This is a genomic window from Sphingomonas sp. GW821-FHT09E03, from assembly GCF_059416225.1.
This window is the reverse complement of record NZ_JBWKOS010000005.1, coordinates 1-18,779: the sequence shown is the minus strand read 5'-3', so window position 1 is coordinate 18,779 and position 18,779 is coordinate 1. Positions and strand designations below refer to the sequence as shown.

At 69.2% G+C, this 18,779-nt stretch carries 20 protein-coding genes; 18 read left to right on the top strand and 2 right to left on the bottom strand.

Annotation, left to right across the window (positions count from 1 at the left end):
- Positions 1 to 38: 38 nt before the first annotated feature.
- Entirely contained in the window at positions 39 to 1,166 is a 1,128-nt protein-coding gene (gene dnaJ, locus AC07M8_RS12890) for a molecular chaperone DnaJ (protein WP_495174733.1), read from the top strand.
- A gap of 35 nt (positions 1,167 to 1,201) precedes the next feature.
- Positions 1,202 to 1,657: a hypothetical protein gene (locus AC07M8_RS12885; RefSeq protein WP_495174732.1), complete on the top strand. Its 456-nt coding sequence runs from the start codon at positions 1,202 to 1,204 to the stop codon at positions 1,655 to 1,657.
- Positions 1,658 to 1,942: 285 nt separating this feature from the next.
- On the opposite strand, the gene purB is transcribed toward AC07M8_RS12885, so the two are convergent.
- Both purB and radC read right to left on the bottom strand, forming a co-directional pair.
- On the bottom strand, positions 1,943 to 3,256 hold the full coding sequence (gene purB / locus AC07M8_RS12880; RefSeq protein WP_495174731.1) for an adenylosuccinate lyase: 1,314 nt from the start codon (positions 3,254 to 3,256) through the stop codon (positions 1,943 to 1,945).
- Between the two features lie 111 nt (positions 3,257 to 3,367).
- Positions 3,368 to 4,051 (bottom strand): RadC family protein, encoded by a 684-nt coding sequence (gene radC / locus AC07M8_RS12875; RefSeq protein WP_495174730.1) that lies wholly within the window; start codon positions 4,049 to 4,051, stop codon positions 3,368 to 3,370.
- Between the two features lie 71 nt (positions 4,052 to 4,122).
- Here radC and AC07M8_RS12870 point away from each other — a divergent pair, with 71 nt between their 5' ends.
- The 16 genes from AC07M8_RS12870 (at position 4,123) to AC07M8_RS12795 (ending at position 18,465) form a co-directional block, all read left to right on the top strand.
- Entirely contained in the window at positions 4,123 to 7,302 is a 3,180-nt protein-coding gene (locus AC07M8_RS12870; RefSeq protein WP_495174729.1) for an intermembrane phospholipid transport protein YdbH family protein, read from the top strand.
- Positions 7,303 to 7,346: 44 nt separating this feature from the next.
- The gene (locus AC07M8_RS12865) at positions 7,347 to 7,523 is read left to right on the top strand and encodes a YnbE family lipoprotein (RefSeq protein ID WP_495174867.1); all 177 of its coding nucleotides are present in this window, start codon (positions 7,347 to 7,349) and stop codon (positions 7,521 to 7,523) included.
- Complete coding sequence (locus AC07M8_RS12860; protein ID WP_495174728.1) at positions 7,523 to 7,900, top strand: YdbL family probable chaperone protein; 378 nt, start codon at positions 7,523 to 7,525, stop codon at positions 7,898 to 7,900. The genes AC07M8_RS12865 and AC07M8_RS12860 overlap by 1 nt, the downstream gene beginning before the upstream one ends.
- Positions 7,901 to 8,080: 180 nt before the next feature.
- Positions 8,081 to 8,401, top strand: a complete 321-nt coding sequence (locus tag AC07M8_RS12855) for an AtpZ/AtpI family protein (RefSeq protein WP_267393902.1) — start codon at positions 8,081 to 8,083, stop codon at positions 8,399 to 8,401.
- 37 nt (positions 8,402 to 8,438) lie between these two features.
- Entirely contained in the window at positions 8,439 to 9,230 is a 792-nt protein-coding gene (locus tag AC07M8_RS12850) for a F0F1 ATP synthase subunit A (protein WP_495174727.1), read from the top strand.
- Between the two features lie 46 nt (positions 9,231 to 9,276).
- The gene (locus AC07M8_RS12845) at positions 9,277 to 9,504 is read left to right on the top strand and encodes a F0F1 ATP synthase subunit C (RefSeq protein WP_038662560.1); all 228 of its coding nucleotides are present in this window, start codon (positions 9,277 to 9,279) and stop codon (positions 9,502 to 9,504) included.
- 48 nt (positions 9,505 to 9,552) lie between these two features.
- Positions 9,553 to 10,047, top strand: a complete 495-nt coding sequence (locus AC07M8_RS12840; protein ID WP_495174726.1) for a F0F1 ATP synthase subunit B family protein — start codon at positions 9,553 to 9,555, stop codon at positions 10,045 to 10,047.
- The gene (locus tag AC07M8_RS12835) at positions 10,040 to 10,678 is read left to right on the top strand and encodes a F0F1 ATP synthase subunit B family protein (protein ID WP_495174725.1); all 639 of its coding nucleotides are present in this window, start codon (positions 10,040 to 10,042) and stop codon (positions 10,676 to 10,678) included. Before AC07M8_RS12840 ends, AC07M8_RS12835 begins: the two co-directional genes overlap by 8 nt.
- Before the next feature lie 121 nt (positions 10,679 to 10,799).
- Positions 10,800 to 11,120, top strand: a complete 321-nt coding sequence (locus tag AC07M8_RS12830) for a DMT family transporter (protein ID WP_495174724.1) — start codon at positions 10,800 to 10,802, stop codon at positions 11,118 to 11,120.
- Positions 11,121 to 11,197: 77 nt separating this feature from the next.
- Positions 11,198 to 11,635, top strand: a complete 438-nt coding sequence (locus tag AC07M8_RS12825; RefSeq protein ID WP_495174723.1) for a hypothetical protein — start codon at positions 11,198 to 11,200, stop codon at positions 11,633 to 11,635.
- Positions 11,636 to 11,685: 50 nt separating this feature from the next.
- Positions 11,686 to 13,608 carry an excinuclease ABC subunit UvrC gene (gene uvrC / locus AC07M8_RS12820; RefSeq protein ID WP_495174722.1) on the top strand — a complete coding sequence of 641 codons (1,923 nt, stop codon included), beginning with the start codon at positions 11,686 to 11,688 and terminating at the stop codon, positions 13,606 to 13,608.
- Between the two features lie 68 nt (positions 13,609 to 13,676).
- Positions 13,677 to 14,627, top strand: a complete 951-nt coding sequence (locus tag AC07M8_RS12815; protein WP_495174721.1) for a polysaccharide deacetylase family protein — start codon at positions 13,677 to 13,679, stop codon at positions 14,625 to 14,627.
- A complete protein-coding gene (locus AC07M8_RS12810; RefSeq protein WP_495174720.1) occupies positions 14,624 to 15,505 on the top strand; it encodes a GNAT family N-acetyltransferase in 882 nt (293 codons plus the stop codon). The genes AC07M8_RS12815 and AC07M8_RS12810 overlap by 4 nt, the downstream gene beginning before the upstream one ends.
- A gap of 45 nt (positions 15,506 to 15,550) precedes the next feature.
- Positions 15,551 to 16,282 carry a DNA repair protein RecO gene (gene recO / locus AC07M8_RS12805; RefSeq protein WP_495174719.1) on the top strand — a complete coding sequence of 244 codons (732 nt, stop codon included), beginning with the start codon at positions 15,551 to 15,553 and terminating at the stop codon, positions 16,280 to 16,282.
- A gap of 28 nt (positions 16,283 to 16,310) precedes the next feature.
- Positions 16,311 to 17,357 (top strand): 3-isopropylmalate dehydrogenase, encoded by a 1,047-nt coding sequence (gene leuB / locus AC07M8_RS12800; RefSeq protein ID WP_495174866.1) that lies wholly within the window; start codon positions 16,311 to 16,313, stop codon positions 17,355 to 17,357.
- 10 nt (positions 17,358 to 17,367) lie between these two features.
- Entirely contained in the window at positions 17,368 to 18,465 is a 1,098-nt protein-coding gene (locus tag AC07M8_RS12795; RefSeq protein WP_495174718.1) for a glycosyltransferase family 2 protein, read from the top strand.
- Positions 18,466 to 18,779: the final 314 nt, after the last annotated feature.

Here is an 18,779-nt window from a genome sequence, read left to right as displayed (position 1 = left end):
CTCCGCCGGGGTGACGGACAGAGGGGCGGGGGCCAAGTATGAGTACCGAGATCGACTATTACGAGCTGCTCGAATGCGAGCGGACCGCGGATGCGGGGACGATCAAGTCGTCCTACCGCAAGCTCGCGATGAAATATCACCCCGACAAGAATGCGGGGTGCAAGGACAGCGAAGCCAAGTTCAAAGCGGTCAGCGAGGCGTATGACGTCCTCAAGGACCCGCAGAAGCGCGCGGCCTATGATCGCTTCGGCCATGCCGCCTTCCAGAACGGTGGCGGCGGCGGCGGTGGTGGCGCGCAGGATTTCAGCGGCTTCTCCGACATCTTCGAATCGGTGTTCGGCGAGTTCATGGGCGGTCGTGGCGGTGGCGGGCGTGCCCAGCCGCGTCGCGGCGCCGATCTGCGCTACGACATGGAGGTCACCCTCGAGGAGGCGTTCCACGGCAAATCGACCGAAATCACGGTCGATGTCTCGGCGCAGTGCGACACCTGCCACGGCTCGGGCGCCAAGCCCGGCACGCATGCCTCCACCTGCCGCCAGTGCAACGGCCATGGCAAGGTGCGCGCGCAGCAGGGCTTCTTCGTGGTCGAGCGCGCCTGCCCGGTGTGCCAGGGCTCGGGCGAGGTGATCGCCGACCCGTGCCCGGATTGCCGCGGCGACGGCCGGATCGAACAGACCAAGACGCTTGCCGTCAACGTCCCCCCCGGGGTGGACGAAGGCACCCGCATCCGCCTGTCGGGCGAAGGCGAGGCGGGTCCGCGCGGCGCGCCGGCGGGCGATCTGTACATCTTCCTCCACGTCAAACGACACACGCTGTTCGAGCGCGAGGGCACGACGCTGTTCGCGCGCGCGCCGATCAGCTTCACCACCGCCTCGCTCGGCGGTTCGCTGTCGATCCCGGGGCTCGACGGGCAGACCCATGAGGTCAAGATCCCGGCGGGGATCCAGTCCGGCAAGCAGCTGCGCCAGCGCGGCGCCGGCATGCCGGTGCTGCAGGGCAGGGGGCATGGCGACCTGGTGATCCAGATCGACGTCGAGACTCCCACCAAGCTCTCGACGCGCCAGCGCGAATTGCTCGAACTGTTCCGCGAGACCGAGACGGGCGACGAATGCCCGGCGACGCAGGGCTTCTTCGCCAAGCTGAAGGGCGTGTTCGCCGGGGAATGAACGGCGCCGTCACGGTGCCGCGAAAGGGGGAACCGATGACGGCGATCGTGATGACGTGGCTGGCGTGCTGGCTGGTGATGGTGATCGCGCCGGGCGTGCCGGCCAGCCGGGCGCTGCATCGCTGGCTGGTCGAGACGCCCGCAGCCCGGCTGCTCGCGCTCAGCCGCGGCGATGTCGCCGTGATGTTCATTCTTGTTATGGCAGCGGCGATCATGCTCGCCGTCGGTGAGACAGATGGCGTGCGGCTGGTGACCTTCGCGCTGCCCGACCTGGCCATGTGGCTGACTAGCCTCGAGCTGTCTGCCCTGTTCGACGTCGCGGTGGCCTTGGTCACGGCTGTGTCCGCGGTCCGAGGCAGTGGCTTGGCCGGTCGCATCGGGACGGCGAGGCTGCCGCGCGCAGGCCGGCATGGCCGATCACGCCGTCCCCGGCGTTTGCTGGCGAGCAACGATGATGATGAAGAGCGAGCGGTTCGGTCGCTGGTCGCGTGACCGATCCCGCCCGAGCCACGCCCCCTTGCCGGGGGCGGGCGGGCAGATGATCAGAAGGAGGTAACTACCACCCCGACCACCAGCGCCTGGGCCGCGATCGCCAGCATGGTGCTGGTCACGGTTTCGAACATACGCATGGGTTGGTCTCCGATACCGGAAAAATATCCGGCAAGCGCGAGATGGTGATAGTTGCCGGAGCGCGCAATATAATTGCGTGCAATCGTGATTGCGTTCGACGCAATCGCCCGTCACTCCAGCGCAGCTCCGGAGCAACGGGCAGAGCGGTCACTCGCCGAACACCCGCGCGAAGATCGTATCGACGTGCTTGAGGTGATAGCCGAGATCGAATTTCTCCTCGAGCTGAGCAGGCGACAACGCCGTGGTGACCTCCGGATCCGCCTTGAGCAGCTCGAGCAGCGACAGCGCGCCATCCGATTCCCACACCTTCATCGCGTTGCGCTGGACGAGGCGATAGGAATCCTCGCGGCTCACGCCCGCCTGGGTCAGCGCCAGCAGCACCCGCTGCGAGTGGACGAGCCCGCCCATCTTGTTGAGGTTCTTTTCCATCCGCTCGGGGTAGACGAGCAACTTGTCGACGACGCCGGTGAGGCGGGCGAGGGCAAAATCGAGGGTGATGGTCGCGTCGGGGCCGATGTAGCGCTCCACCGACGAATGGCTGATGTCGCGCTCGTGCCACAGCGCGACATTCTCCAGCGCCGGCGTCACATAGCCGCGCACCATGCGGGCCAGGCCGGTGAGATTCTCGGTGAGCACCGGGTTGCGCTTGTGCGGCATCGCCGACGAGCCCTTCTGCCCGGGGGAGAAATATTCCTCGGCCTCCAGCACCTCAGTCCGCTGGAGGTGGCGGACCTCGATCGCGAGCCGCTCGATCGCGCTCGCGATCACGCCCAAGGTGGCGAAATACATCGCGTGGCGGTCGCGCGGGATCACCTGGGTGGAGACCGGCTCGGGAGTCAGCCCCATCTTGGTGGCGACATGCTCCTCGACCATCGGATCGATGTTGGCGAAGGTGCCGACCGCGCCCGAGATAGCGCAGGTCGCGATATCGGCGCGCGCGGCGACCAGCCGGGTACGGCAGCGGTCGAACTCGGCATAGGCCTGGGCGAGCTTGAGGCCGAAGGTGACCGGCTCGGCATGGATGCCATGGCTGCGGCCGATCGTCGGCGTCATCTTGTGCTCGATCGCGCGGCGCTTGAGGACGTCGAGCAGCGTGTCGAGATCGGCGAGCAGCAGGTCGCTGGCCCGGGCGAGCTGCACCGCGAGGCAGGTGTCGAGCACGTCCGACGAGGTCATGCCCTGGTGCATGAACCGCGCCTCGTCGCCGACATTCTCCGCGACCCAGGTGAGGAAGGCGATCACGTCATGCTTGGTGACGGCCTCGATCGCGTCGATCGCGGCGACGTCGATCGCGGGGTTGGTCGCCCACCAGTCCCACAGCGCCTTGGCAGCCGCCTTGGGCACCACGCCGAGTTCGGCCAGCGCATCGGTGGCGTGTGCCTCGATCTCGAACCAGATCTTGAAGCGCGCTTCCGGTGTCCAGATCGCGACCATCTCGGGGCGGGAATAACGGGGGATCATGGGCGGTCCTTGTGGCGCTGGGGAAGAGTCGCTCGGGCCCCTAGCAGAGCAGGCCGGCAAGATCAGCCCCGCGGACGGCGGCCAACGGAACGTTCTCGCCAGAGAGCGACGCTAGATCAGTCCCTGGGCGCGCAGGCTGACATGGCCATTCAGCCCCATGATCAGGTGATCGTGCACCGCGATCCCCAGCCGCTTGCCGGCCTCGGCGATGGCACGGGTAATCTCGATGTCGGCGCGGCTCGGCGACGGATCGCCCGAGGGATGGTTGTGGACGAGGATGATCGCCGCCGAGCCGAGATCGATCGCGCGGCGGATCACCTCGCGGACGTGGACCGCGGTCTGGTCGATCGAGCCTTCGCTCATCACCTCGTCGCGGATCAGCATGTTGCGGGTGTTGAGGTGGAGCACCCGGAACCGCTCGATCGCGTGGTGGACCATGTCGGCGCGCAGATAATCCATCAGCGCCTGCCAGTTGGCGAGCACCGGCCGATCGGCGACCGGCGCCTGGAGCAGGCGCAGCGCGGCGGCCTGGACGATCTTGATCGCCGCCGCCGATCGCTCGCCCATCCCCGACACCCGGGTCAGCGCCTCGGCATCGGCGGTGAGCAGCCCCGCGATGCCGCCGAACTCGCGCAGCAGCGCCTTGGCGAGCGGCTTGGTGTCGATACGCGGGATGGCGAGGGTGAGCAGATATTCAATCAGCTCATGGTCGAGCAGCGCCTCGCCGCCACCGGCGAGCAGGCGCTGGCGCAGGCGATCGCGGTGTCCGGCAGTGTCGCTGGGCGGAGCGGCCATGCCCCAGCCTAGGTCGGCGCGGCGACCCGCGCAATTGCATCCACGGCCGTGCGCCGCTTATGGAAGCGGGGATGGAAGAGGGCGTGGACGAACTGACCGAAGCGCCTGAACGACGCGCCCGCCGCGCGTCGCTCGGCGCGGTCTGGCCGCTGCTCGGGGTCCTCGGCCTGCTGCTGCTCGCCGCGCTGGTCGCTGTGTGGCTCGAGCGGCGACCGATCGCGAGCCACTTCATCGATCGCGAATTCGCCAAGCGCGGCGTGCCCGCCCGTTACCGCCTCACCGATCTGGGGTTCGGCCGCCAGCGGCTCACCGACGTGGTGATCGGCGATCCGGCGGCCCCCGATCTGGTTGCCGACTGGATCGAGACCGACACCCGGCTGGGGCTGTCGGGCGCGTCGCTCGAGGGCGTGCGGGCAGGGCATATCCGCGCACGGGGACGGCTGGTCGATGGGCGAGTGTCGCTCGGCGTGCTCGACCGGCTGATGCCAGCGCCGTCGGGCAAGCCGTTCGCGCTGCCCGCGTTGCACATCGACCTCGCGGATGGCCGGCTGCGGCTAGACACCGCGGCGGGCGTGCTCGGGCTGAAGCTCAGCGGCCAGGGGCGGCTCGACGACGGCTTCAGCGGTAGCGTGGCGGCGGAGGGCGAGCGGCTGCAGGCCGGCGCCTGCGTGCTCGATCGCCCCCAGGCGGTGCTGCGGATCGTCACCCGGCGGGGGGCGCCGTCGCTGACCGGGCCCGTCCGGATCGCGCACGCGACATGCGCCGGTGCGGAGATCGCCAGCGCCGGGATCGACATCACCGCGACGCTGACTCCCTCGTTTGACCGCTGGCAGGGCAGCGCGCGCATCGCCACCGCCGCGCTGCAGGGCGGCGGCGTCCGCGTCGAGCGCGCTCGCGGGTCGCTCGACTTTGCCGGTGGCGGGTCCGGCACCGCCGGTCATGTCGACCTCGCTGCCGCCGGCGTCGCGGGTGCCGCCGGTACCGCCGGCGGGCTGGCGATCAAGGGCCGCTACCAATGGGCCGGCACCGCGGGGTTCGATGGCACGGTTCAACTCGCAGATGCCGCGATCGCCAGTCGCTGGCGCGCGCGGCTCGATGCACTGGACGGCGCCGCCGGCACGCCGCTGGCGCCGATCGCCCGCGCGCTGCGCCGGCATGGCGAGGCGGCGCTGCGCCGCTTCGATGGCAGCCTCGCCGTCGCGACCCAGTTGGTGCCGTGCTCGGCCGCGGCGGGTCGCTGCGTTTCGGCGCAGCTGCGCCAGGCCACCGTGTCCGCCGCCAGCGGCGCCCGCGTCGGGCTCGCCGGCGGCACCGGCCTGAGCTGGCGGGGAGGGGCCGGGTTGCGCGTCGATTCGACCCTGGCCCTCGCCGGGGGCGGCCTGCCGACGATGCGCGTCACGCTCGCCCAGGCGCAGCCCGGCGCCGCGATTCGGGGGCGGGCGCTCGTCAGCCCCTATGCGGCGGATGGCGGACGATTGGCGCTGGCGCCGGTGCTGTTCACCGCGACACCCGGCGGCGCGACGCGGATCGCGACGCGCGTCACCCTGTCGGGCCCGCTCGGCGATGGCCGGGTCGACGAGCTGGCGCTGCCGCTCGATGTGCGTTGGGATGGCCGCGCCGCGCTGGCGATCAATCCCGGCTGCGCAACGCTGTCGTTCCGCCGGCTCGCCGTGTCGGGCTTGGCGCTCGACGCGGCGAGCGTGCCGCTGTGCGCGACGGGGCCGGCCTTGCTGACGATGACGCACGGCCAGCTGACGGGCGGCGCACGGCTCGGCGCGGTGCGGCTCGGCGGTCGCCTCGGCTCCACACCGCTCGCGCTGGCGGCGGCCGGTGCCGAGCTGCGGCTGGCGGACCGCGGCTTCGCGCTGCGCGGGATCGAGGCCCGGCTCGGCCCTGCCGAGCGACTCACCCGGCTCGATATCGCCGAACTCGGCGGCACGCTTACCGGTGCCAACCTCGCCGGCCGCTTCACGGGCGCTGCCGGGCAGATCGCCAACGTGCCGTTGCTGCTCGGCGGCGCGGCGGGCGACTGGCAGGTCCGCGGGGGTGCGCTGGCGCTGACCGGCGCGCTGACGGTGAGCGATGCCGCCGCCGACCCGCGCTTCACGCCGCTTGCCGGGCGCACCGTCAGCCTCGCCCTCGCCGGCGGCAGGATCACCGCGCAGGGCACGCTCTACGAGCCGACCGCAAACCAGAAGATCGCCGACGTGCGGATCGAGCACGCGCTCGGCGACGGGCGCGGCGGTGCGACGCTGGCGGTGCCGGGGATCACCTTCACCAAGGATTTCCAGCCCGACCGGCTCACCCGGCTGACGCTCGGCGTGATCGCCGAGGTGCGCGGCACGGTGACGGGGGAGGGCCATATCGACTGGAGCGCCGCCGGCGTCACCTCGGGCGGGCGCTTCGCCACCGCCGGCACCGATCTCGCCGCCGCGTTCGGGCCAGTCAGCGGTATCGCTGGCACGATCGTCTTCACCGATCTGCTCGCGCTCGAAAGCGCGCCGGGGCAGGTCGCGACCGTCAAGTCGATCAATCCCGGCATCGAGGTTACCGACGGCACGATCCGCTATCGCACGCTGGCGGGCAGCCGCATCCAGCTCGATGGCGCGCGCTGGCCGTTCGCGGGCGGCGCGCTGACGCTCGATCCGAGCCTGCTCGACTTTTCGGCGCCGCAGGCGCGGCGGCTGACCTTCCACGTCGCCGGTGCCGCCGCCGACCAGTTCCTCCAGCAGTTCGACTTCCAGAACCTCGACGCCACCGGTATCTTCGACGGCGACCTGCCGATGATCTTCGATGTCGACGGGGGGCGGATCGAGGGCGGCAAGCTTTCGGTGCGCGAGGGCGGCGGCGGCATCGCCTATGTCGGCGCGATTACTCAGAAGGACGTCGGTTTCTGGGGAAATCTTGCCTTCCAGGCGCTGAAATCGCTGCGCTACCGCAACCTCACTATCGCCATGAACGGTCCGCTCGCGGGCGAGATGATCACCGAGGTCCGCTTCGCCGGGGTCAGCCAGGGCAAGGGCGCCAAGTCCAACTTCCTGATCCGCCGGCTGCAGCGGCTGCCGTTCGTGTTCAACGTCCGCATTAAGGCGCCCTTCCGCGGGCTCGTCGATACCGCGCAATCCTTCTACGACCCCAAGCGCCTGATCAGCCGCAACCTGCCGCAACTGCTCGACGAGCAGCACAAGCGCGCCGCGCCGCCCTCAACCCAGCCAGCCATTCAGCCTCCTGCAAGCGAGACCGTGCCATGAGCGTAACAGGATTGACGAAACCGATGCGGATCACGACCTTGGGAATGTTGCGGGCGCTGATGATGAGCGGGATGGCGATCGGCAGCACGGGATGCGTCAACATCTCGGCGCCGGACAAGCCGATCCAGATCAACCTCAACATCTCCGTCACGCAGGAAGTGGTGTATCGGCTGGACGGCGAGGCCAAATCGCTGATCCAGCAAAATCCGGGGATCTTCTGATGAACAGATACATGGGCATGATGGTCGCCGGGACGGCAGCGCTGGCCGGCCTGTCGTCCGCCGCAAGCGCGCAGCGCGACCCCGCCTACGCCGCCGCGCGCGAGGCCAAGCAGGTCGGCGAACAGCCCGACGGTTATCTCGGCGTCGTCGGCGCCGGGACGCCGGCGCTGCAGGCGATGGTCCGCGACATCAACATCAAGCGCAAGGCGGCCTATACCGCGAGCGCGCAGGCCAGCGGCGCGACGGTGGAGCAATTCGCCTTCACCAGCGGCTGCAACCTCGTCGCCAAGGTCGGCGCGGGCGAGATGTACAAGACGCCGTCGGGGCAGTGGAAGCAGAACAGCGGCACGCCGGAGCTCGATGGCCGCTGCAAGTAAACGGAGGTCGCGCCGCCGACACGGCGCTGGCCGGGCGCGCGATATTGCCGGATGGTTGCTCGGGCCCAACCCGGTTGACACAAAACCGCCTCCCACCTAAACGGACCGGGCCTTGGCGGGGTCGCTCGCTGCCTGTGCGCTATCTCCTCCGGTTTGTACGAAATCAGGCGAGGATGGCGCGTGGCGGAAAGCGGACCCGGACAAGACTTCCACGACGCGGAGGATCCGCGGCTCTCCTCGCTCGATGAGCGATTGAAGGAGGCCCGGCATCAGGAAGCGCTGAGGACGGGGAGTGTGGCGCCGACGGCCGATGCGGGATATTCGCTCGGCAATCGCGTGCTCGCCGCCCTGATCGGAAGTCTCGTCGGCAGCGCGCTGATCGGCTGGTGTATCGACCGCTGGTTCAATACCGCGCCCTGGGCACTGATCGTGATGCTGTTCCTTGGAATCGCCGTCGCGTTCAGGCAGATCATCAAGATTGCAGGCGAGCGCCCGGCGTAATCCGGGCGTTTGTCGTATTTGGGAGCGAGCGGGCCACGTGGCGGTAGAATCGGGCAGCAAGATCGATCCGATGCACCAGTTCCTGATCGAACCTCTGTTCGGTCGGCACTGGATGGTAGGCGGCTATGATCTGTCGTTCACCAATTCCGCGTTGTGGATGGTGATCACCCTCGCCAGCCTGTGGCTGTTCATGCTCGGCGGGATGAAGCGCGAGCTGGTCCCCGGTCGCTGGCAGGCCGCGGTGGAGGGGTTCACCGGCTTCGTCTCCCACATGCTGACCTCGAACGTCGGCCCCGAAGGCAAGCGCTTCGTGCCCTATGTCTTCTCGCTGTTCATGTTCATCCTGTTCGCCAACGTCTGGGGCCTGACTCCCGTCGGCGTGGTGCCGGGCTGGCATCCGTTCACGATCACCAGCCACTTCACCGTCACCGGCGTGCTTGCGATCATCAGCTTCGCCATCGTGCTGATCGTCGGCTTTGGCCGGCACGGCTTCCACTTCTTCGCGCTGTTCGTGCCCAAGGGCACGCCGGTGCTGATGATCCCGCTGATCTTCGTTGTCGAGCTGATGAGCTTCCTGGTGCGGCCGTTCAGCCTCGGGCTGCGACTGTTCGTGGCGATGACCGCCGGGCACATCCTCTTGAAGGTGCTCGCAGCGTTCGTGATCAACGGGCTCAACCTCGGCGTCGGCTACGGCCTTCTCGTGTCGCTGCCCAGCTTCGTGCTGATGATCGGCATCACGTTGCTCGAGCTGCTGGTTGCCGCGATCCAGGCCTATGTCTTTGCGCTGCTGACGAGCGTCTATCTGAACGACGCCGTCAACCTGCACTGAGTTTTCTAGTTTAACCACCTAACCTTATTGAACGGGAGTTTTTGAAATGGACGCAGAAGCCGCCAAGATGATCGGTGCGGGCCTCGCCGCGATCGGCATGGGCCTCGCCTCGCTCGGCGTGGGCAACGTGTTCGCCAAGTTCCTCGAGGGCGCGCTGCGCAATCCGGGCGCCGCGGACAGCCAGCAGGGCCGCCTGTTCATCGGTTTCGCGGGCGCCGAGCTGCTCGGCCTGCTCGCTTTCGTGACGATGATCATCCTGCTGTTCGTCGCGTAACAATGACTGTCCCGCCGGGCCCGCGCGCCCGGCAGGCTTGAGAGCGCCATGCCACAGATTTCCCAGATCGCCGCCACTTACGCATCGCAGATCTTCTGGCTGCTCGTCACTTTCGGTCTCCTGTATTTCGGGATCGGGCGTGGCATGCTGCCCAAGGTGATCGCGACCGTCGACGCGCGTGAAGCGCGGATCGCGGCCGATCTGGCGGCGGCCGAGGCCGCACGCCTTGCCGCCGACAAGACCGAGGCGGCATGGCGCGCCAGCATGGATGCGGCGCGCGCCACGGCGCTCGCTGCAACCACCGCCGCCAAGGCGCAGGCGACCAAGACCGCCGAGGTCCAGATCCACGCCACCGACGTGGATCTCGCCGAGCGGCTGGCGCATCACGATCTCGCCGTCGCCAACGCCAAGGTGAGCGCGATGGCCAATATCCAGACGGTTGCGGCCGAGGCCGCGCAGGAACTGGTCGCCAAGCTGTCGGGAGTCCAGGTCACCCTGGACGCGGCGGCGGAAGCGGTGCGGAGGAATAGTGCGCATGGCTAAGGACACTGCAGACGCGACCGTCGCGGCGAACCTCGCCGATGCCGCGTCGAACCAGGGCATGACCCATCGCGACGTCCGTGATGCCAGCGCGCTGACCGCCAATGTCTCGGCCCCCGGCGGCGCCGAGCATGTCAAGGAGCCGACCGCACTTGGCTTCAACACCACCGGCTGGGTCGGCATCGTCGCGCTGGTCGTGGTGATCGGCATGATCTGGCGCAAGGTGCCGGCGATGGTCGCCAAGATGCTCGACCAGCGCATCGCCGCGGTGCGTGACCAGCTCGCCGAAGCGACCAAGCTGCGTGCCGATGCCGAGGCGCTGCGCGCCGATTACGAGGCCAAGGCCAAGGCTGCCGAGGCCGATGCCGAAACCATCCGCGTCCATGCCCAGCATGAGGCCAATGCGATCATCGCCAAAGCCAAGCAGGATGCCGAGGAGCTGATGGAACGCCGCGCCCGTCGCGCCGAGGACAAGATCGCCGCCGCCGAGCGCGCCGCGATCGCCGAGGTCCGCGCGCTGGCTGCCGATACCGCCGCCAGGGCCGCCGCGACGCTGCTCGCCGAGCATCATGATGCCTCGGCCGACCAGGCGATGATCAACCGCTCGATCGCGGGGCTCGGCCGCCTCAACTGATATCCCGTCATCCCGGGTCGAACCCGGCATGGCGACAGGTATCTTCCTACCCACCCGCACCGTCTCTTCCCGGGTTTCCGGCGGCGCGCCATGGACCTGAGCCCGTACAGGAGCATCCTCCATGTCATGGGCCATCCTCGCCGTCGCCGTCGTCACCGAGATCTGCTGGGCGCTCAGCCTCAAATGGGCGGCGACCCACGCCAGCTGGCAGGCGTCGAGCGTCCCGATCGTCCTCTCGTTCGTCAACATGGGCTTGCTCGCACTGGCGATGCGCGGGCTGCCGGCCGGCACCGCTTATGCCGTGTGGACCGGGCTCGGCGCGGTCGGCGTGATCATCGGCGGGGTGTTCCTGTTCGGTGACCGGGTGAGCACGATCCAGGCCGGCTTCATGGCGCTGACCGTGATCGGCGTGGTCGGCACCAAGCTGTTCGCGCAAGGGTGAGCCGGCAAGCGTCGACCCGTCTTCCGCTGCGCCGCCGACCTGTTAGGAAGGCGGCTGGTCAAGTCGAGGTGCCCGTCGTGTCGATCCGCCCGTTGCTGCCGCTGATGCTCCTGCTGCCGACCGCGGCCTGGGCGCAGCAAGCCCCGTCGACCGCCGCCAGCGCCGCCGACAAATTCTCGCTCGACATCCCCGCCGACGACGCCGTGACCGCGCCCGCCGCTGCGGCTCCGGTGACGACTCCAACGGCGGCCCCGGCGGCCTTCTCGCTTGACACGCCGATCGCCGCGCTGATCGCCGATCCTGCCGCCAAGGCGGTGCTCGACCGCAACCTGCCCGATCTCAGCACCGACCCCAACATCGACAAGTTCAAGGCGCTGTCGCTGCGCAAGCTCGCCCCGCTGAGCGGCGGCCAGCTTACCGCCGCGCTGCTCGCCACCACCGAGCGCGATCTCGCCACCGTGGCGCCGACCCGGCCGGTAAAAGCGCCCCCGCGGCCGCTGCCGATCGGTCGCTAAACCCTCATCAACCCTAGTCGCGTGAGCCCGCGACTCCTACATGGCGTGACATGTCCGGCTACGGCCCCCCCGATCGATTCAACGAAGAACGCGCCACTTTCGCGGTGCGCGGCAGCGACGTGCCCGACCTCGACGCAGGCGTAGCGGCGATCCGTAACGTGCTGCAAACATTGCCGACCCGCTCCGGCGTCTACCGGATGCAGGATGCCAAGGGCGATGTCCTCTACGTCGGCAAAGCGCGCTCGCTGAAGCAGCGGGTCGCGAACTATACCCAGGTGAAGGGCCTGTCGAAGCGGCTGCAGCGGATGATCGCGCAGACCCGCTCGATGACGATCGTCACCACCAACAACGAGGCGGAGGCGCTGCTGCTCGAGGCGCAGCTGATCAAGCGCTACCGGCCCGCCTATAACGTGCTGCTGCGCGACGATAAGTCGTTTCCGTTCATCCTGCTGCGCGGCGACCACGACTTCCCGCGCGTCCAGAAGCACCGCGGTGCCCGCCGCGCCCAGGGCAATTACTACGGCCCGTTCGCCAGCGCCGGCAGCGTCAACAACACGCTCAATGCCTTGCAGAAGCTGTTCCTGCTGCGCTCCTGCACCGATGGCTTCTTCAAGACGCGCGACCGGCCGTGCCTGCTCTACCAGATCAAGCGCTGCTCGGCGCCGTGCGTCGGCCGCATCGACAAGCAGGGCTATCAGGAACTGGTCGACGATTGCCGCGACTTCCTCGGCGGCAAGTCCACCAAGGTGCAGGCCAAGCTCGGTGCGCAGATGCAGGCGGCGGCGGAGGCCATGGATTTCGAGCTGGCCGCGCTGCTGCGCGACCGGCTGAAGGCGCTGACCTTCGTCCAGGGCACCCAGGCGATCAACGCCGAGGGCGTCGGCGATGCCGATGTGTTCGCGCTCGCCTGCCAGGATGGCGTGATCGGCATCCAGGCCTTCTTCATCCGCGGCGGCCAGAATTGGGGCCATCGCAGCTTCTTCCCGCAGCATACCAACGAGGTGCCGGAGGAGGAGGTGATGACCAGCTTCCTGATGCAATTCTACGAGGAGCTGCCGCCGCCCAAGACGGTGCTGCTCGATCGCGAGCTGAGCGAGGGCGAGCTGCTCGGCGAGGCGCTCGGCGAGCGCGCCGGCTACAAGGTATCGCTGTCGGTGCCGCAGCGTGGCGACCGACGCCGGCTGATGGACCAGGCCAAGCGCAACGCGGTCGAGGCGCTCGAGCGCCGTCTGGCGGAAAGCACCACCCAGGCACGGCTGCTGCGCGAGGTCGCCGACTTGTTCGAGCTGGAAGGGCCGCCCGACCGGATCGAGGTCTATGACAACAGCCATATTCAGGGCACCAGTGCGGTCGGCGCGATGATCGTCGCGGGCCCCGAGGGCTTCCGCAAGGGCCAGTATCGCAAGTTCAACATCAGGAACAAGGACACGGTGCCGGGCGACGATTTCGGCATGATGCGCGAGGTGCTCACCCGCCGCTTCAGCCGTGCCCAGGCCGAGGATCCCGATCGCGACGGCGGCGAATGGCCGAGCTTGGTGCTGCTCGACGGCGGCCGCGGCCAGCTCAACGCCGCCAAGGCGGTGCTCGAGGATCTCGGCATCGAGGACGTGCCGCTGGTCGGCGTCGCCAAGGGTCCGCATCACGGCCGCGACGGCCGCGAGGTGTTTCACCTGATGGATGGCCGCGAGCTGATGCTCCCGGTCAACGCGCCCTTGCTGTTCTACCTCCAGCGGCTGCGCGACGAGGTCCACCGCTTCGCGATCGGCGCGCATCGCGACAAGCGCTCCAAGGCGATCGGCGCGAGCCCGCTAGACGAGGTGCCCGGCATCGGCCCGGCGCGCAAGAAGGCGCTGCTGATGCACTTCGGCACCGGCCGCGCGGTGCGCAACGCCAGCCTCGAGGATCTCCAGAAGGCCCCGGGCGTCTCCGCCGGCGTCGCCCAGCAGGTGTACGACTTTTACCACGCGCGGTGAGTACCGGCGTGCGGCGCTGCGTAACCCGGCTTTGCCATTTGTTCACGGGCAGGCGATAGGCAGGCATCATGCCGACGCCCGTGTTCCTGACGATCGACACCGAGTTCACCTGGCGGCACCATGCCGCCGGGCTGGACCTGGAAACGATCTACCAGCGGTCGCTGGAGCCCGCCGGGGTGGGGCTCAGCTACCAGCTCGCGCTGCTTGAACGCCACGGGCTCAAGGCCTGTTTCTTCGTCGATCCGATGCCGGCGCTGGTGTTCGGTCTCGATCCGGTGCGGCGGATGGTGGAGACCGTGCTCGCTGCCGGGCAGGAGGTGCAGCTTCACCTGCATCCTAACTGGGCAGGCGCGCGGGAAGGGGATCGCGGTGCGAGCTATGCCCGCTTCCAGATGCACGAATATGATCTGGACGAGCAGCGCGCGCTAATCGCGGGCGCGCGCGATCTGCTGGTCGCCGCCGGCGCGCCATCGCCGATCGCGTTTCGCGCGGGCAGCTATGCCGCCAATGACGATACGCTCCGCGCGCTGGCGTCGCTCGGCTTCGTTTACGACAGCAGCCACAATGGCGGCGATCCCGTCGACAGCCAGATCGGGCTCGCCCAGCGCCAGATCGCTCCGCTCAAGGCGCGGGTGATCGAGGTGCCGGTGACGGTAGTGGAAGACAGTCCCGGCTGCTGGCGACCGTTCCAGCTGTGCGCGCTGTCGAGCGCCGAGGCCGCCGCCGCGCTCGATCACGCCGCCGCGCACGATCACGCTGCGCTGACCATTGTCAGCCATGGCTTCGAGCTCGCCAACCGGCTCGGCACCGGCGCCAATGTCGTCCACGTCCGCCGCTTCGAGAAACTGTGCCAGCTGCTCGACGAGCGGCGCGACTCGCTGCCGACCGTCCATTACGCCGACCGGCCCGACCTGCCGCTCGGCCGCGACGACCTGCCGCTGCGCGCCAATGCGCTGCGCCGCCGCTGGCGACAGGCCGAGCAACTGTGGTCCAATCTGGTGGCCGAGCGCGCCGCGTGAGCGCGGTGGCCTTGCCGTTCCAGCTCGGCGCGCGAACGCTGGCGACCGTTACCCGCGATCTGGTCCTGCTGCGCTTGTCGCTCGACGAGGTGCTGGCCGGCACGCCGCCGCGGCTTCCCGAGCTGCACGGCGACGGCTATCTGATCACCTCGCTGCCCGCGGCGGCGCTGCCCGCGCTGCAAACCGGGGGGCTCACGGCCAAGGTCCGCCAGCGCTACGTGCGCCATTACACCGATCTCGGCATCGGCCATGAGCCGTGGTTGGCAAGCCTCTCCGCCAGCGCCCGGTCGACGCTGAGGCGCAAGACCAAGAAGGCCGCTGCGCACGGCATGGCGGTGCGCGCCTATCGCACCCCGGCCGAGTTCGCGACCTTCTACCCGCTTGCCCGCGACATCTCCGCGCGGACCTATCAGGAGCGGCTGCTCGACGCCGGCCTGCCGGTTGACGCGCCGTCGGTGGCGTATCTCCAGGCCGCCGCCACGGCAGACAAGCTGCGCGCGTGGCTACTGCTGATCGGTGGCGAGCCGGTCGCCTATCTGTGCGGCACCGCGCAGGGCAGCGCGCTGCGCTATGATCACGTCGGCCACGATCCGGCGCTCGCGCATCTGTCGCCGGGGACGCTGCTCCAGGCCGCCGCGATCGAGACGCTGTTCGCCGACCGGTTCGCGTTGTTCGATTTCCTCGAGGGCGACGGCCAGCACAAGCGGCTGTTCGCCTCCGCCGGGGTTGCCTGCGTCGATCTGCTGCTGCTGCGCCCGACGCTCGCCAACCGCGCCGCCGCGGGCGCGCTGACCGCGTTCGACGGTGCCGCCGCGCTCGCCAAGCGCGCCGGCGGCCATCCGGCGCTGGCCGGGCTGGCGGCCAGGGTTCGCCGCTAGCAAACCAGTCCTGCCAAAACGCGCGCGGCCGGCTATAGCGCCGCCATGCACCTGCGCGCGCCCGCCATCGTCCTCGCCGTCCGTGGCCATGGCGAGCATGGAGCGATCGTCCGCGCGCTGACCCGCGATCATGGCGTCCAGCCCGGCTACGTCCGCGGCGGCCGCTCGCGCCAGATGCGCCCGATCCTCCAGCCCGCCAACACGATGCTCGGCGAATGGCGCGCGCGCACCGGCGAGCAGCTCGCCGCGCTCACCGTCGAACTGGTCCACAGCCGCGCCGCGCTCCACGGCGAGCCGCTCCCCGCCGCCGCGCTCGAATGGACCACCGCGCTCACCGCCACCGTGCTGCCCGAGGCGCAGCCCTATCCGCGGCTCTACGACGGCCTCGGCGGCGTGCTCGACGCGATCGAGGCGGCGCCGGCGGCGCGCGGCTGGGCGGCGGCGCTGGTCCGCTACGAGCTGCTGGTGCTCGCCGAATTGGGCTTCGGCCTCGATCTCGCGCGCTGCACCGCGACCGGCGCCACCGACGACCTCGGCTATGTCAGCCCGCGCAGCGGCAGCGCGGTGAGCCGCGGCGCGGCGCGCGGTTACGAGGCCAAGCTATTCGCGCTTCCCGCGTTCCTGCGCGACGGCGGCGCCGCCGACTGGCCCGACATCCTCGCCGGCGCCCGGCTCACCGGCCACTTCCTCGCCCGTGATCTCCTCACCGATCGCCGCGCCGAGCCGCTGGTCGCGCGCGAGCGGCTGGTCGAGCGGCTCAAAAGGGCGGTTGCGTGAGCGCGGCGGGCGCGGCAAGGGCGGCGGCATGGCAGCCCTGATCGCACTCCTCGCCGGCGACGGCATCGGCCCCGAAGTCACCGCCGAGGCGCGCCGCGTGCTCGACACGCTCGGCCTCGACCTCGTCTACGAGGAGGCGCTCGTCGGCGGCGCCGCCTATCACGCCCATGGCCACCCTTTGCCCCCGGAAACGCTCGCGCTCGCCCGCCGTGCCGCGGCGGTGCTGTTCGGCGCGGTCGGCGACCCGCGCTGCGACGCGCTCGAGCGCGCGCTCCGTCCCGAACAGGCGATCCTCGGCCTGCGCAAGGAGCTCGGCCTGTTCGCCAACCTCCGCCCCGCCACGCTGTTCAAGGGCCTCGAGGATGCCTCCGCGCTCCGCCCCGAGGTCGCCGGCGCGATCGATCTCGTCATCGTCCGCGAGACCAACGGCGATGTCTATTTCGGCGACAAGGGCATGCGCACCACCGCCGCCGGGCGCCGCGAGGGCTATGACCTGATGTCCTATGACGAGGACGAGGTCTCCCGCATCGCGCGCGTCGGCTTCGAGACCGCGCGAGGCCGCCGCGGCAAGCTCTGCTCGATCGACAAGGCCAATGTGCTCGAGACCTCGCAGCTCTGGCGCGACGTGGTGATCGAGATCGCGGTCGACTATCCCGATGTCGAGCTCAGCCACATGTATGTCGACAATGCCGCGATGCAGCTGGTGCGCAACCCCGGCCAGTTCGACGTCATCGTCACCGGTAATCTGTTCGGCGACATCCTCTCCGATCAGGCGAGCATGTGCGCGGGCTCGATCGGCATGCTGCCCTCGGCGACGCTCAACAAAACCGGCCAGGGCCTGTACGAGCCGATCCACGGCTCGGCGCCCGACATCGCCGGCCAGGGCAAGGCCAATCCCTGCGCCGCGATCCTCTCGGCGGCGATGATGCTGCGCCACTCGCTTAGCCTTCCCGAGGCCGCCGACCGGATCGACGCCGCGGTCGCCGCCGCGATCCTCGCCGGCGCGCGCACCCCCGATCTCGGCGGCACGCTTTCGACCAGCGAGATGGGCGACGCGGTGATCGCGCAGCTGTGAGCACCCGGCTGTGAGCGACCTGCTCGAGATCGCCGTCGTCATCCCGACCTTCAACGAGCGCGCCAATGTGCCGACGTTGATCGCCCGGCTCGACGCGGCGCTCGCCGGGCGCCGCTGGGAAGCGATCGTGGTCGACGACGACAGCCCGGACGGCACCGCCGACGCCGCGCGCGAGCTCGGCCGCGCCGACCGGCGGGTGCGGGTGATCCAGCGCTTCGGCCGGCGCGGGCTGTCGTCGGCGTGCATCGAGGGGATGTGCGCGACCGCGGCGCCGGTGGTCGCGGTAATCGACGGCGACCTCCAGCATGACGAGACGCTGCTGCCGGCGATGCTCGACCTGCTCCAGCGCGACGCGGCCCTCGACCTCGTCGTCGGCTCGCGCTTCGTGCGCGGCGGCGGCACCGGCGAGTGGGACCGCGACCGCGTTGCCAAGTCCGCGCTCGCCACCCGCCTGTCGCGCCGCGTGCTCAAGGGCGACCTGTCCGATCCGATGAGCGGCTTCTTCGCGATCCGCACCGTCCACGCCCGCCGCCTCGCGCCCGAGCTGTCGGCGATCGGCTTCAAGATCCTGCTCGATCTGATGACCACCAGCGCAGAGCCGTTGCGCTTCGCCGAGCTGCCCTACACCTTCCGGGTGCGCACCGAGGGCGAGTCCAAGCTCGATCACGTGGTGGCGATGGAATATCTGATCGCACTCTACGACCGGATGTTCGGCCACCTCATCCCCGTGCGCTTCGCGATGTTTTCGGGCATTGGCGTGATGGGGGTGGGGGTGCATATGAGCGTGCTCGGCCTCGCCATGCTCGCCGGCGCCGATTTCATCGCCGCGCAATTGCTCGGCGCGCTCGCGGCGATGACCTTCAACTTCGTGCTCAACAACACGCTCACCTACCGCGACCGCCGCCTCAAGGGCTGGCGGCAATTGCTCGACGGCTGGGTATCGTTCTGCGCGGTCTGCTCGGTCGGGCTGGTCGCCAACGTCGGCATCGCCGCCTTCGTCCACGACGCCCGCAGCGGCGGCGTCGCCGCCTCGGCGCTGATCGGCGTGTTGGTCGGCGCGGTGTGGAATTATGCGCTGTCGTCGCGGTTTGTTTGGGGGCGGTACTGAGGGGGCACGTAGGTTCTGGTGGTTTACTGACAGGCAGCTTACAGGAAGCGAGAAGCGGTAACGGTCGTTCCAATTGACGGCGCGATGTTCGAAAGCGGCAATTCCTCGAAGGTCAAGGAAACGGGTGGAGTGAGCAGCCGCAAGCGCTTCGAAACCATTTGCGCATCGTTCGAAGATTGACATACTTCCTTCAGCACTGTTGAACGGGCGGGAGGTTCGATTGGCGATCGTCACTCAACTAGGGTCAGGACCCATTGATGTGAGCGTCGCGATCTGATTCAGGCTCCGCGAGGAGACCGGGATGAGCGACCTGT

Coding starts and splice junctions, on each gene's coding strand:
- AC07M8_RS12835 (WP_495174725.1), top strand. CDS start 10,040: ATGGCTAAGGACACTGCAGACGCGACCGTCGCGGCGAACCTCGCCGAT.
- AC07M8_RS12870 (WP_495174729.1), top strand. CDS start 4,123: ATGGAAGAGGGCGTGGACGAACTGACCGAAGCGCCTGAACGACGCGCC.
- recO (WP_495174719.1), top strand. CDS start 15,551: ATGCACCTGCGCGCGCCCGCCATCGTCCTCGCCGTCCGTGGCCATGGC.
- dnaJ (WP_495174733.1), top strand. CDS start 39: ATGAGTACCGAGATCGACTATTACGAGCTGCTCGAATGCGAGCGGACC.
- purB (WP_495174731.1), bottom strand. CDS start 3,256: ATGATCCCCCGTTATTCCCGCCCCGAGATGGTCGCGATCTGGACACCG.
- AC07M8_RS12885 (WP_495174732.1), top strand. CDS start 1,202: ATGACGGCGATCGTGATGACGTGGCTGGCGTGCTGGCTGGTGATGGTG.
- leuB (WP_495174866.1), top strand. CDS start 16,311: ATGGCAGCCCTGATCGCACTCCTCGCCGGCGACGGCATCGGCCCCGAA.
- AC07M8_RS12830 (WP_495174724.1), top strand. CDS start 10,800: ATGTCATGGGCCATCCTCGCCGTCGCCGTCGTCACCGAGATCTGCTGG.
- uvrC (WP_495174722.1), top strand. CDS start 11,686: ATGTCCGGCTACGGCCCCCCCGATCGATTCAACGAAGAACGCGCCACT.
- AC07M8_RS12815 (WP_495174721.1), top strand. CDS start 13,677: ATGCCGACGCCCGTGTTCCTGACGATCGACACCGAGTTCACCTGGCGG.
- AC07M8_RS12865 (WP_495174867.1), top strand. CDS start 7,347: ATGTTGCGGGCGCTGATGATGAGCGGGATGGCGATCGGCAGCACGGGA.
- AC07M8_RS12860 (WP_495174728.1), top strand. CDS start 7,523: ATGAACAGATACATGGGCATGATGGTCGCCGGGACGGCAGCGCTGGCC.
- radC (WP_495174730.1), bottom strand. CDS start 4,051: ATGGCCGCTCCGCCCAGCGACACTGCCGGACACCGCGATCGCCTGCGC.
- AC07M8_RS12845 (WP_038662560.1), top strand. CDS start 9,277: ATGGACGCAGAAGCCGCCAAGATGATCGGTGCGGGCCTCGCCGCGATC.
- AC07M8_RS12840 (WP_495174726.1), top strand. CDS start 9,553: ATGCCACAGATTTCCCAGATCGCCGCCACTTACGCATCGCAGATCTTC.